This window comes from Nocardia spumae (assembly GCF_020733635.1).
GTDB lineage: Bacteria > Actinomycetota > Actinomycetes > Mycobacteriales > Mycobacteriaceae > Nocardia > Nocardia spumae.
This window is the reverse complement of record NZ_JAJFZL010000001.1, coordinates 5,581,397-5,594,287: the sequence shown is the minus strand read 5'-3', so window position 1 is coordinate 5,594,287 and position 12,891 is coordinate 5,581,397. Positions and strand designations below refer to the sequence as shown.

10 protein-coding genes are annotated in these 12,891 nt (G+C 68.1%); 4 read left to right on the top strand and 6 right to left on the bottom strand.

Annotation, left to right across the window (positions count from 1 at the left end; genetic code table 11):
- The first annotated feature begins 7 nt into the window (after positions 1-7).
- The gene (locus LKD76_RS24795; protein ID WP_227983832.1) at positions 8-679 is read left to right on the top strand and encodes an NUDIX domain-containing protein; all 672 of its coding nucleotides are present in this window, start codon (positions 8-10) and stop codon (positions 677-679) included.
- Here the strand turns inward: LKD76_RS24795 and kstD are convergent.
- From kstD to LKD76_RS24780, 3 genes are all read right to left on the bottom strand, one after another.
- Positions 676-2,364 carry a 3-oxosteroid 1-dehydrogenase gene (gene kstD, locus LKD76_RS24790; protein ID WP_227983831.1) on the bottom strand — a complete coding sequence of 563 codons (1,689 nt, stop codon included), beginning with the start codon at positions 2,362-2,364 and terminating at the stop codon, positions 676-678. The two genes, LKD76_RS24795 and kstD, sit on opposite strands and share 4 nt — an antisense overlap.
- A 37-nt stretch (positions 2,365-2,401) precedes the next feature.
- On the bottom strand, positions 2,402-2,995 hold the full coding sequence (locus tag LKD76_RS24785; protein ID WP_227983830.1) for a TetR/AcrR family transcriptional regulator: 594 nt from the start codon (positions 2,993-2,995) through the stop codon (positions 2,402-2,404).
- A gap of 80 nt (positions 2,996-3,075) precedes the next feature.
- A complete protein-coding gene (locus LKD76_RS24780; RefSeq protein WP_227983829.1) occupies positions 3,076-4,062 on the bottom strand; it encodes a TOMM precursor leader peptide-binding protein in 987 nt (328 codons plus the stop codon).
- 236 nt (positions 4,063-4,298) lie between these two features.
- Between LKD76_RS24780 and LKD76_RS24775 the strand changes: the two genes are divergently transcribed.
- Complete coding sequence (locus LKD76_RS24775; protein ID WP_227983828.1) at positions 4,299-5,279, top strand: FAS1-like dehydratase domain-containing protein; 981 nt, start codon at positions 4,299-4,301, stop codon at positions 5,277-5,279.
- A gap of 28 nt (positions 5,280-5,307) precedes the next feature.
- Here the strand turns inward: LKD76_RS24775 and LKD76_RS24770 are convergent, their stop codons facing one another.
- On the bottom strand, positions 5,308-6,780 hold the full coding sequence (locus LKD76_RS24770) for a zinc-dependent metalloprotease (RefSeq protein WP_227983823.1): 1,473 nt from the start codon (positions 6,778-6,780) through the stop codon (positions 5,308-5,310).
- Positions 6,781-6,830: 50 nt separating this feature from the next.
- On the opposite strand from LKD76_RS24770, the gene LKD76_RS24765 reads away from it, so the two are divergent.
- Entirely contained in the window at positions 6,831-7,856 is a 1,026-nt protein-coding gene (locus tag LKD76_RS24765; RefSeq protein WP_227983822.1) for a YlbL family protein, read from the top strand.
- On the opposite strand, the gene LKD76_RS24760 is transcribed toward LKD76_RS24765, so the two are convergent.
- Positions 7,853-8,449: a PPA1309 family protein gene (locus LKD76_RS24760; RefSeq protein WP_227983821.1), complete on the bottom strand. Its 597-nt coding sequence runs from the start codon at positions 8,447-8,449 to the stop codon at positions 7,853-7,855. The two genes, LKD76_RS24765 and LKD76_RS24760, sit on opposite strands and share 4 nt — an antisense overlap.
- Positions 8,450-8,643: 194 nt before the next feature.
- Here LKD76_RS24760 and LKD76_RS24755 point away from each other — a divergent pair, with 194 nt between their 5' ends.
- Positions 8,644-11,652 carry a UPF0182 family protein gene (locus LKD76_RS24755; protein WP_227983820.1) on the top strand — a complete coding sequence of 1,003 codons (3,009 nt, stop codon included), beginning with the start codon at positions 8,644-8,646 and terminating at the stop codon, positions 11,650-11,652.
- A 174-nt stretch (positions 11,653-11,826) separates the two neighbouring features.
- Here LKD76_RS24755 and LKD76_RS24750 read toward each other — a convergent pair whose 3' ends face one another.
- Complete coding sequence (locus tag LKD76_RS24750; protein ID WP_227983819.1) at positions 11,827-12,366, bottom strand: transglycosylase family protein; 540 nt, start codon at positions 12,364-12,366, stop codon at positions 11,827-11,829.
- Positions 12,367-12,891: the final 525 nt, after the last annotated feature.

Genomic DNA, 12,891 nt, shown 5'->3' with positions numbered 1-12,891 from the left:
GTTCGCCGTGGAGCAGCAATCGGCCGTATCGCTCGATGTCGTCGCACTCCGATTCGGCGTCGACGACCCGACCGTCACCTTCGGAGTGGCGCCCCGGCGATGGGATCCGTTCGCCGGGGCGCTCGCCCTGCCCGGTGTGCTCCTCGGTCGCGGCGAGCGCCTCGCCGAGGCGGCCAGGCGGGCCGTGCACGACAAGCTGGGGGTCGCGCACGAGCGCATCCCGGCGGTGGGCCAGCTGGTGACCTTCGATGAGCCGCATCGCGATCCGCGCGGCCCGACACTGTCGATCGCGATGTGGGCGGTACTGGGCGATCCGGCCGCGAGCGAAGCGGCCGGTGCGGGCGAATTATCCGGCCGGGCAACCGATCCGGGCACCGAATGGGTCACCTTCGATGAGGTCCCGCCCCTGGCCTTCGATCACAATATGATCGTCGGGGTCGCCCGGACTCGGCTGGCCGACCTGCTCTGGAAGGACCTGACCTTCACCCGGGCCCTGATCGGCGAACATTTTCCCGCCACCCGCGCGGTAGCGCTGAGCACGGCCCTGACCGGAACCCGCCCCGATCCCGGCAATCTCAACCGCACCCTCGCCGCCATCCCGGGCCTGACCCGCACCGGCGAACGCGCGCGGGTGAAGGCCACCGGCCGTCCCGCCGCCGTGTGGGCGTTCGACGGTTAGCCACCGGCGGCGGCATGCAGGGCCGCGAGATATCCGAACACGATGGCGGGGCCGATGGTGGCGCCCGGTCCGGCGTAGGTGTGGCCCATGACCGGGGCGCCGGCATTGCCGGCGGCGTAGAGACCCTCGATGACGGTGCCGTCACCACGTTGGACCCGGCCGTCACTATCGGTGACCAGACCGCCCTTGGTGCCCAGGTCGCCGGGGACCAGCCGGGCGGCGTAGAACGGGGCCTCGACCAGTGCGCCGAGATTGGGATTCGGCCGCTGGCGTGGATCGCCGTAATAGCGGTCGTAGGCACTCTCGCCACGACCGAAGTCCTCGTCGACGCCGTTGTGCGCGAAGGAGTTGAAGCGGTCGACGGTTCCGGTGAGCTGGTCGGCCGGAACGCCGATGGCCTCGGCGAGCTCGCCGATCGACGCCGCCCGGGTCAGCGCGCCACTGTCGAACCACCGCCGCGGTAACGGTTGCCGCGGCGGCAGACCCGCGAACAGATAGCGGTTGCGATACCGCTGATCGAAGATCAACCACGCTGGGAGATTCACTCCGGGGCCCTCGCCCTGCCCGTTGTCCCCGCCGTACATGCGGTGGGTGGCTTCGACGTACGGCAGTGATTCGTTCATGAATCGCGTCCCGTCCGCGTTGACGATCAAGCTGCCGGGCAGATTGCGTTCGGCCAGGCAGAACCACGGGGTGCGGGGCAGCGGGATCGACGGGCCCCACCACGCGTCGGCCATGAAGGCCGTTGCCGCGCCGATGTTCTCACCCGCCCGGATGCCGTCACCGGTGTTGTCGGCGGCGCCGACGGTCCACTCGGTGCCGATCGGCTGGCGCTGATACTGCTTGCGCATCGTCTCGTTGTGCTCGAATCCACCGGATGCGATGACGACGCCGCGCCGGGCGGTGATGGTCCGCTCCCGGCCGTCGTGCCGCACGACGACTCCGGTGACCCGGCCGTTCGCGGTGCACAGTTCGACCAGTGCGGTGTCCAGCAGCAGCGGTACCCCGGCGGAGAGCATGCCGTGGCGCAGCATCGCGCTCAGTGCCTGCCCGCGCGCCAGCAGATGGCGGCCCCGGATAGTGGCGGTCAGCCAGCGCGCGCCGATCCGCATGGCGCGCAGCGGGGTTCGCGGGTTCCGCAGGCCCAGGTGGATCTGGCGGAAGTCGGCCTGGGTGAGCACGAAGTTGCGCGGCGCCTTCGAATAGTCGGGCTCCAGCGTCGCCAATTCCGCACCGAGTGCCGTGGCGTCGTAGGGTTTCGGCTCGACCGAGCGGCCGTGGGCTCGTCCGCCCGGTGCCTCCGGGTAGTAATCGCTGTAGCCGGGAACCCAGCTCATCCGCAGTGGTGTGTGCGCGGCCAGGAACTCGAAAGCCTCGGGGCCGCGGTCGATGTAGGTGTCGATCCTCTCGGCGGCGACGGCCGGTCCGATGATGCTGGTGAGATATGCGCGGGCGGAGGCGATGTCGTCGTCCGGCGCTTCACGGCGCAGTACCGAGTTGCCCGGGATCCACACCCCGCCGCCGGAGCGGGCCGTCGAGCCACCCCATCGACCGGCCTTCTCCACCACGACCGCCGAGAGGCCGTGGCGGGCGGCGGTGATCGCGGCGGTCATCCCGGCCGCGCCGGAGCCGACGACGACCACATCGACCACATCGAACGCGTCGCTTGCGCTGTTGCTCGTCATGAGAGTTGTTCCTGTTCGGTCGAAATGGTCGCGGACCTCATCGCGCGGTACGCCAGCGGTCGCCGAGTACCGCGTCGAGCGCGGCTTCGACGCACACCGGCAGGGAGGCCGCCGGGTTGTCGGTATTGCGTAGCCATTGCAGATAGCCGAACTCGGCCGCCGCGAGCATCAGATGCACCAGCAGCCCCGGGCCGCTGTCGGATCCGGGATCGGTCCCCATCCGATCAGCGGCCAGTTCCACCAGTCGCACTCGATGATCCGGAGGAATCAGGGCGACCCGATCGAGCAGGTGCGGGGCGGTCGCGAAGGCCGCGCGCCACTGCTCGAGTTCCTCCGATCCCAGTGCGGCCGAGCGGCTGAGGATCGCGGCCGCCAGAGCGACGTCGGCGGGCTCGGTGCCGGGGCGGGCTTCCAGGAGTGCGGCGATTCCGGCGCCGCCCTCGCGGACCGGATCCAGTAGCAGATCCTCCTTGCTGCGCACATGCCGGAAGTACGTGCTCGGTGAGACGCCCGCCGCCGCCGCGATCTGGTCGGTGGTCACCTCGTCGAATCCCGATCGCACGAACAGGGCGAATGCCGCCCGCTGGATTTCTTGCCGAATCTGCCGCCGTTGCCGCTCACGCAAGGACATCCCGAACCTCCACTGTCACGCCGTTGATCCCCCGAGGATCCGACACTGAAAGTATCTAGCTGTATGACAGTAGCTGTCAACTAGGTTTTGTCTGTCGATTGTTGAGGTGGTCGATGCCGTGGCCGCCGGTTCGGTGCGGATGAGTACGACGGTCCACCCGTCGCCACCCCCGCGCCGGCCCGGGAGTCGGGCGGCACCGGCGCGGCGATCCGGCGGCAGGCGCAGGAGGCATGCGGCGCCCAGGTGCGGGTGCCGATGCGACGGGTCGCCGGATCCAGCTCCAGGGTGGTGTCCAGAGTGCGGGGAGGATCATCGGTGCTGCCGCCCACGATCGATTCGACCTCGCGCAGGGCCAGTGCGGCGGTGGCGGCAATGGTCGCCGGAGAGGCATAGCCGGTACGGCCCAGCAGCTGGGCCGCCACATGGGGCCATTCGGCGTCGAAGTCGGCGCGAGTCAGATCCGCGCAGCGCAGACAGCTGGTACCGCCGGGCAGCACCAGCGGGCCGATGACACCGTGGCCGTCGCGGATCCGCACCTGCAGATGCGGGATCCGGTGGATCAGTAACGCGCTGACCAGTTCCGGAGCCGGTACGAGCGCGTCGGTGAGCAGCACCAGATCGGTCGACCGCAGGGGATCGGTCGACCGCAGGGGATCGGTATCGGCGCAACGGTATTCGTGCGAACGGGTGGGAGTGATACCCAGCCGGCGGATCTCCGCGCTCAACGCGTCCGCCAGTGGCCCCCGGCCGTGCACGTGCACGGCGCGCACGCGGGTACGCCCGGGCCGCGGCCACACCAGCAGCCCGGCGGCATCGATATCGCGTAACAGGCCCAGCGCCGCGGCGCCGCCGATACCCGATCTGCCCGCCTCCCACAGGATCTGGGGATGGCTGTGTAATCCGTCGAGCAACCGGACGAAGGTCAGTACCGCGTCGGCGGGAACTCCGGGTGGTTGCAGGACCACCGCGTGTTCCGGATCCCACCCCAACTGCACCACGCCCGAGGGGCGGCGCAGTACGGCAACCCGCGGATGGAGCATCGGTCCCCGTGCGTGCGACAGCGTCATGGGCCGAGTATGACCGGCGGCCGGGTGTGCTCCGCTCGTAGAACCGCTGGTTATCCACAGGTTCGGCGTTCTCCACAGGGGCGGCGGCTCGCCGCCGCGGCGGCCGCGGTGTGCGCGCGGTTTCACAAAATCCCCCGCCGACTCGCCGTGAATTCTCCAGACCGGAGCCGGGAGTGCTAACGGCCGATGCCCTTCGGCCGACAATCGTGGCGATTCGTGTCGTTCGAAGGAGCAATATGGTCAGTGCGTCGCCCGAGGTGCCGGTGGCGCCCCTGCACGGCGAACATCGGTTTCGTTCCCGCAGTGAATACGCGATCGTCGCGGACGTGATGCGCGACTACGCCCGGGCGGTCGGCGCCGACGACCCCATCCACTGTGATGAACGCGCCGCGGCCGCACGCGGTTTCGCGGCACTGGTGGCGCCGCCGACCTTCGCCACGACGATCTGGATGCGGGCCGAGGAGCGGATCCTCGACGCACTGGTCCCGGGCTTTCACAGCGGCCGGGTCGTGCACGCCGACCGCACCCTCGAGATCGCGCGGCCGCTGCTGGCCGGTGACCGGATCGGATGTGAAGTCGACTTCGAATCCTTCCGTCACTACCGCGATTACGACGTCGTCTCGGTGACCACCGTGCTGCGTGATCACGACGGCCAGGTGACCACCACCGGATCCTCGACGCTGCTCGTGCACACCCGGCCGGTCGGCTGCGGGCAACCGGGCCTGCCCCGGCAACCGCAGGATCTCGAGCGCGTGCCGGTCCGGCGCCGGCTGCGCACCGACCGGCGCGATCGGATCACCTCGGCCCTGCCGCGACCGATCGTCGACCTCGGGCCGCTCGCCGTCGGCGCCGACCTGCCGGACGCCACCGTCACGATCGCGGCCGCCGATGTCATGCGCCACGCCGGTGCCGTCGATTCGAGCGCGGGCGCGCCCGGACATGCGACGGCGGTCCCGGGAATGCTCACGTTCGGCCTGATCTCCGGATATCTCGGCCGCTGGCTCGGCGATCCGACCGCGCTGACCAAGCTGCGGGTGCAGTACGCGCCGAGGATGCACTACCTTCCGGTCGGCCCCGATGCCCCGGCGCCGATCCGATTCGGCGGCCAGGTCGGGTGGCTGAGCTCACGCCGGCGGATGGTGACCGTGGTCGTGGACGCGCTGTCCAAGGGCCGCAAGCTGTTCGGCTACGCGACCGCGGAGGCACGGCTGGGCTGACTCCGCCCGCTACCCGGGCGTGCCGCCGCTACTTGCCGCTCTCGCCCGGTTCGTCGGTATCGGAATCCTCGGGGGCGGTGGCGGCATCGGTGTCCGTGCCCGCTGAATCCCCGGCCCCGCCGCCCGGCCGCTCCTGCTGCGCGGCGGCGCCTTCGCGACGCTCGCGTGCCTCGGTCTCGGCCAGCTGTGCCAGCGGATCGTCGAATACGTTCGCACCCCCGCCGATCACGCCGTCGATGAACCGGCCCGGGTTGTCGAGGTCGTCGGAACCGGGCAGCAGATCGGGATGTGCCCACACCGCGTCGCGTGCCGACATCCCGGCCCCGGTGGTCAGCCGCTGCCACAGCGTGGCCGCCTCACGCAGTTTGCGCGGGCGCAGTTCCAGGCCGACGAGCGTGGCGAAGGTCTGCTCGGCGGGTCCGCCGGTGGCGCGCCGGCGCCGCAGCGTCTCCGCGAGCGCGCCCGCGCCGGGCAGTCGGTCGCCCACCGCATCGGCCACGACGACCTGCACCCAGCCCTCGATGAGCGCGAGCAGGGTCTCGAGCCGTTCCAGTGCGGCCTTCTGTTCGGGGGTGGTCTGCGGTTCGAAGGTGCCCTGGGACAGCAACTCCTCGAGTTTCGACGGATCGGTCAGCGACATCGGGTCGATGTTCTGCGCCGCCTCCTCGATCGCCGAGAAGTCCATCCGGATGCCCCGGGCGTAATCCTCGACCGCGCCCAGCACCTGCTGGCGCAGCCACGGCACATGCCCGAACAACCGCTGATGGGCGGCCTCGCGGGCGGCCAGATAGACCATGATCTCGCTCTCGGGGAGCTCGAGTCCCTTGCTGAACTCGCTGATCGCGCTGGGCAGCAGCGCCGCGGTGCCGGCCGGCCCCAGCGGCAGGCCGATATCGGTGGAGGTCAGCACCTCCTGCGCGAGCTGCCCCAGAGCCTGGCCCAGCTGCGAACCGAATGCCAATCCGCCCATCTGGCCCAACATGCCGAGCATCGGGCCCGCGAACTGCTTGGCCTCCTCCGGCAGCGTCGAACTCCACATCCCCGAGACCTGCTCGGCCACCGGATCACAGAGCCGCTTCCAGGTCGGCAGGGTCTGCTCGATCCAGTCGTTGGGTGTCCACGCCACCGTCTTGGTCGCGCCCGCGGGCAGGGTGGTCGCCGCGTCCAGCCACAACTCGGCGAGATGGGCGGCATCGCTGACCGCGCGCTGGGCGCCGTCGGTGATCGGGGAGACCGTGGCACCGAGCTGCTGGCGGGCCAATCGCTTGGCGACGTCGTAGTTGACCGGGCTGGACTGGGTGCCGGGCTGGCCCATGGTCGAGAACATCTGACCCAGCGAGGTCAGCATCTGTCCGAATGCGCTGGGATCGAATCCGCCCGCACCCGCGGATCCCATGCCGAAGGCGAAGGGGTTGTTCGCTCCGGAACCGGACTGATCATCACGCTTGTCGCGGTCGGGATCGTCGTCGCGGTTCGAGAATCCGAAGGGCACGTCGCTCATGCCCCCAAGGCTACGCGGATGGAGATCACGGAGCCGCTACTGTGGGCCGGGTGAATCGTCGGATCATCACCTTGATAGCGGCCTTGGTGCCAGTGCTCGTCCTCGGTGTGGTGGGCAGCGCGGTGACGGTGCCGTTCGTCGCTCTCGGCCCTGGTCCCACCTTCAATACCCTCGGTGAGGTCGAAGGAAAAGCGGTCGTCGCGGTGCAGGGCGCACAGCTGGATCCGACCTCGGGACATCTGAACATGACGACCGTGTCCGTTCGCGACGGGCTGAATATCTTCGAGGCGCTGGGCCTGTGGGTGGACGGCCGCTACGGCCTGGTGCCGCGGGCGGAGGTCTACCCGCCGGGCGTGCCGCGCGAGAAGGTCGACGAGTCGAACCAGGCCGATTTCAAGGAGTCCGAGGACAACGCCGAACTCGCGGCGCTGAACTTCCTGAAGTACCCGACCAAGGTGCAGGTGCGCACGGTCGCCGACAACGGTCCCGCCAAAGAGGCGCTGCGCAAGGGCGACGAACTGATGAGCGTGAACGGCAAGCCGATCACCACGTCCAAGGACGTCGTCGAGGCGGTGCAGGGCGCCGCACCGGGGACCACCGTCGCGCTGGTGATCCGCCGCGAGGGCGCGGAGCAGACCGTCGAGGTGAAACTCGCCGCGCGACCGGATGATTCGAGTAAGGGCTATCTCGGCATCACCCCGGAGGAAGTTCCGGCCGGGCCGCTGCAGGTCGACTTCAACCTCGCCGACATCGGTGGCCCGTCCGCCGGTCTGATGTTCAGTCTGGCCCTGGTCGACAAGCTCAGCCCCGGTGAACTCAACGGCGGGCGCTTCGTCGCCGGCACCGGCACCATCGATCCCCAGGGCAAGGTCGGTCCGATCGGCGGCATCCAGTACAAGATGATCGCCGCCCGCGATGCCGGTGCGGAGACCTTCCTGGTCCCCGCCGACAACTGCAACGAGGCCCGCCAGCGCACCCCGGACGGGCTGAAGCTGGTCAAGGTCGACACCCTGGCCGGCGCTGTCCAGTCACTCGACGACGTCAACGCCGGCCGGCCGGCACCGAGCTGCGGCTAGTCCGGCTCGTTCTCGAGGGTGTGGCGCAGCGCCTCGACCAGGTTGGGGGCCAGGTTGGGCGCGGTGCGCAGATCCAGATCCGGGAACGCGTCGTCCTCCTCGGGCCGTAACTGCAACAGGCACAACGAGACTCCCTCGCGCAGCACACCGGCATACAGCCGCGCGTCGCGCCGCTCGGGATGGGTCTGCGCGGCGTCGCGCCCGGCCTGGTCGGCGGCATCGCGATCGGCCAGCAGCGGGGCGATCGCCTCGTCGAGGGTCTGCTCGGCGGTGGGCGGCAGCACCACGATCTGCTGGACCAGCACCACGCCGTGGACCGCGGGCGGCCAGCTCGTGGTGGCGAGGAACTCGTCGAGCGCCATCGAATCGCCGGTCAGATCGTCGGGAAGCGCCTCCTGGGCAATGGGAGTCAACGCCGCCCCGTCGTCGAGCTGTTCCTCGAGGGTCGGCTCGGCGGCCACCAGATCGGCGGTGGGCACCAGCGCGAACAACTGCGGCGGCTGATCCCAGCCCTCGGAGTCGGCGTACTCGGCCACGTCGCGGATACAGCGATAGAGGGCGGAGGAGGGGTTGTCCAGGGTCACGGCCGACACTGTACGTCGCCACCGCGATACCGCGGCGCCGGTGCGCCGGGCGCGGCATACCGGAACCATCGCGATCCAATCCGACCCGTTTTACGTAGAGTGGGGCGCGAGAGACGGTCCGCAGGGACCATACGCATCATCGGACTGCGGCGTACCGGTCGATATTCGCTTCGGTACGCCGCCGGACCTGGGAGAGTGGCATCGTGGGCATGCGCCCCCCGACAGGCTTACCTTCGCTGTCTCGACGCAGCCGGATATTGCTGATCACCGCGCTCGTCATTGCGGCGTTACTGCTGGTCGGCCCGCGGTTGACCGACGCGTACACCAATTGGCTGTGGTTCGGCGAGGTCGGATTCCGTCAAGTGTTCACCACGGTGCTGGTCACCCGCCTGCTGTTGTTCCTGGTGGTGGCGGTCGTGGTCGGCCTGGTCATCTGGCTCGCACTGCTCGCCGCCTACCGCACCCGGCCGGTCTTCGTTCCGGTCTCGGGACCCAGCGATCCGATCGCGCGGTATCGCACCACGGTGATGGGCCGGCTGCGATTGTTCGGCATCGGGATTCCGGTGCTGGTCGGTCTGCTGTCGGGTCTGGTCGCGCAGTCGAGCTGGGTGACGGTGCAGCTGTTCCTGCACGGTGGATCGTTCGGGATCAAGGATCCGCAGTTCCACATCGACGTGGGTTTCTACGCCTTCGATCTGCCGTTCTACAAGCTGCTGCTGAACTGGCTGTTCGTGGCGGTGGTGATCGCGTTCTTCGCGAACCTGGTGACCCACTACATCTTCGGCGGGTTGCGGCTGTCCGGGCGCGAGGGCACCCTGACCCGCCCGGCCCGCATCCAGCTGGCCGTCATCGCGGGTACCTTCGTGGTGCTCAAGGCGATCGCCTACTGGTTCGACCGGTACTCGTTGCTGTCGAGCACTCGCAAGGAGCCCACCTTCACCGGTGGCTCCTACACCGATATCAACGCGGTGCTGCCGGCCAAGCTGATCCTGATGTCGATCGCGATCATCTGCGCCGTCGCCTTCTTCGCCGGTGTGGTGCTGCGTGATCTGCGGGTGCCGGCGATGGCGGCCGCGCTGCTGCTGCTGTCGTCGATTCTGGTGGGTGCGGTGTGGCCGCTGGTGGTCGAGCAGTTCGAGGTGCGCCCGAACGCGGCGACCAAGGAAGCGACCTATATCCAGCGCAATATCGCCGCGACCCGGCAGGCGTACGGGCTCACCGACGACAAGGTGTCCTATGTCGACTACAAGGGTTCGCAGACCAAGGACCCGGGTTCGATCCCGGCCGATCAGCAGACCATCGGCAATATCCGCCTGCTCGATCCGAATCTGCTGACCCAGACGTTCATCCAGCGTCAGCAGCTGCAGAACTTCTACGGCTTCCCGGATCCTCTGGACATCGACCGCTACACCATCAACGGCGAGAAGCAGGACTACATCGTCGCCGCGCGAGAACTGGTGCCGCAGAACCTGTCCGGTAACCAGACCGACTGGATCAACAAACACACCGTCTACACCCACGGCGACGGCTTCGTCGCCTCGCCGGCCAACCGCGTGAACGTGGCGCCGCCGAAGGAGACCCAGCAGGCCGCCACCGGGGCAGGGACGAGCAGTTCCAGCGGCGGTTACGGATATCCGGTGTTCAACGTCGGCGACAAGTCGACGGTCAGCGATCTGTTCACGCCCAAGGACAAGCAGGCCATCCCGGTCGATCAGCCGCGTATCTACTACGGCGAGATGATCTCCAAATCCGATGCCGACTACGCGATCGTGGGCGGTAACAACCAGCCGCCGCGTGAATACGACACCGGCACCGAGCAGTACACCTATACCGGCCAGGGTGGTGTCCCGATCGGCAACTGGTTCAACCGGCTCGCCTTCGCCGCCAAGTACGCCGAGCGCAACATCCTGTTCTCCGGCGCTATCGGCTCGGACTCCAAGATCATCTACAACCGCGATCCCCGCAGCCGTGTGCAGCAGGTGGCGCCGTGGCTGACCACCGACGGCGACGTGTATCCGGCAGTGGTCAACGGCCGCATCCAGTGGATCGTCGACGCCTACACCACGCTGGACAACTTCCCCTACGCGCAGCGCACCTCGCTGGAGGGCGTGGTCGAGGACAGCATCGACCAGAACACCGGTCGTACGCTGCCCCGCAAGGAAGTCAGCTACATCCGCAATTCGGTGAAGGCGACCGTCGACGCCTACGACGGCACGGTCAACCTCTACGACGTGGATCCGACCGATCCGGTGCTCAACGCCTGGCGCGGGGTGTTCCCGAATTCGGTGAAACCGCAGAGCGAGATCTCACCGGAGTTGCGGGCACACTTCCGGTATCCGGAGGACCTGTTCAAGGTGCAGCGCGAGATGCTGGCGCGGTACCACGTCAACGATCCGCGGGAGTTCTTCACCAACAACGCGTTCTGGTCGGTGCCCAACGATCCGACGTCGGACACCCCGACCAACGCGCATCAGCCGCCGTACTACGTGCTGATCGGTGATCCGAAAACCGGTAAGCCGCAATTCAATCTGACCAGTGCGATGGTCGGCTTCAAGCGGCAGTTCCTGGCCGCATACATCCAGGTGGCCGCCGATCCGGAGAACTACGGCAAGTTCACGGTGCTGAAGTTGCCGACGGATTCGCAGACACCGGGTCCGCAACAGGTCCAGACGTCGATGACCACCGATGCCCGAGTCTCCAATGACCGGACATTGCTGACAGGTGGGAATACCAACAAGATCAAATACGGAAATCTGCTGACCCTGCCGATAGGTGAAGGCGGGATCCTGTATGTCGAACCCTGGTATCTGGAACGCAACAGCGGTCCGACCACGGCATCGTTCCCGCAATTGGTGAAGGTGCTCGCGTCCTACGGCGACAAGGTCGGCTATCAATCCACGCTGGGTGACGCGCTCAACGATGTGCAGGACGGATTGGGCGCGGCGACGACACAGCAGCCGGGCCAGGCGGCGATCAACCCACCCGGCCAGCAGAGCAGTACATCGCCACCGCCGTCGAATACGGGCACCGCACCGCCGTCGACCCCGCCCCCGGCAACCGGTTCGGCCGGTAAGGACGCGGCGGTCAAGGAGCTCAACGATGCGTTGAAGAGTGTCGAGGACGCGCAGAAGTCCGGCGATCTCGGCCAGCTGGGCAAGTCGCTCGAGGGTCTGCAGAAGGCCATCGACGACTACAACAAGGCCGGCGGATAGCGGTGATGGTCCGGGTATCCGGCCGGCTGCCCGGACCACCGCCGCGGTAACGGACACCCTGCCGTAGAACGAGATTCGGCGCCGCCATCCGATCGGATGGCGGCGCCGAATCTCGTTCGAGTCGCAGTGGTTCGCGTGGACCTGCCGGCCGGCGGCGAAGCGCTACTGCCGGGCTCAGCGACCCAGGGTGTCGATCAGGCCGCTGTTCTGGTCGAGGACCTGCTGGAACTGCGGGCCATAGCCGAACTGCTGGGCAGCCTGCTTGCCGGCCTCGGTGGCCTTGCTGACCAGCTCCTGGCGGTCGGTCGGCAGCTGGGCGGGGGCGGCCGGCTCGGGCTGCGGCGCGGGCGCCGGCTGAGCCTCCTCGGCCGGCGCGTAGCGCAGGTACTGGCCGCAGACCGGCCAGGCGCCGGGGCCCTGGGTGTCCAGCACGTTCTCCGCGACGCGGATCTGCTCGTCCTTGCTGGCGTTCTGCGGCGAGCCGCTGCCACCGTTGGCGTTCCAGGTCGACTGCGTGAACTGCAGGCCGCCGTAGTAGCCGTTGCCGGTGTTGATGTTCCAGTTGCCGCCGCTCTCGCACTGCGCGACACCGTCCCAGTCGTGGGCGGGCGCAGCGGAAGCGGTGCTGGACGCTGCGAACGGGACGGCAACAAGGGCGCCGGCTACGGCGGCGAAGCCGAGGGCGCGACTGCTGATCTTCCGGTTCTTGTTCATGGTGGTGTCCCTCCCTGCGCCCGCCGGCCCGGCGATGTTCTGCCGCGTCCCTGCCCCCAGGAGGTCGGGGATCCCCGGACCGCGGGGCAGGGTTGCCGGTGTGCAGCGGTTCGGGTCGGAGCCCATCACGAGGTCGATCCGGGCCGCAGCCGACCATAACGAAATAATTTCGACAGATCACGTCTTGATAACAGCGATAATTGCATGAAGCGAATAACCCGATTCCACCCATTGATGCAGGTTGGCTATGCACTATTTGCTTATTCGGCGACCCCGTTATGCGGTCGTTATGTGTGGTGAATCACGCGCAAATAGTGGTACGGGTCACGTTTTTCCGGGCGTGGTTTTGGAAACGCGCGCGTTTCCCATGGTGGTGCATCCATTCGGACCGGTGCTTCGTATCGAATCATCGGGTCGGTGTCGCGGATCCGGTCTCGGTGCGGCGGGATGTCCGTTGGGTTGCCCGCAGCGGCGCCGACGGGCTCGTCAAGATCACCGGGTCGAACCGGAAAATGCACTCTGACC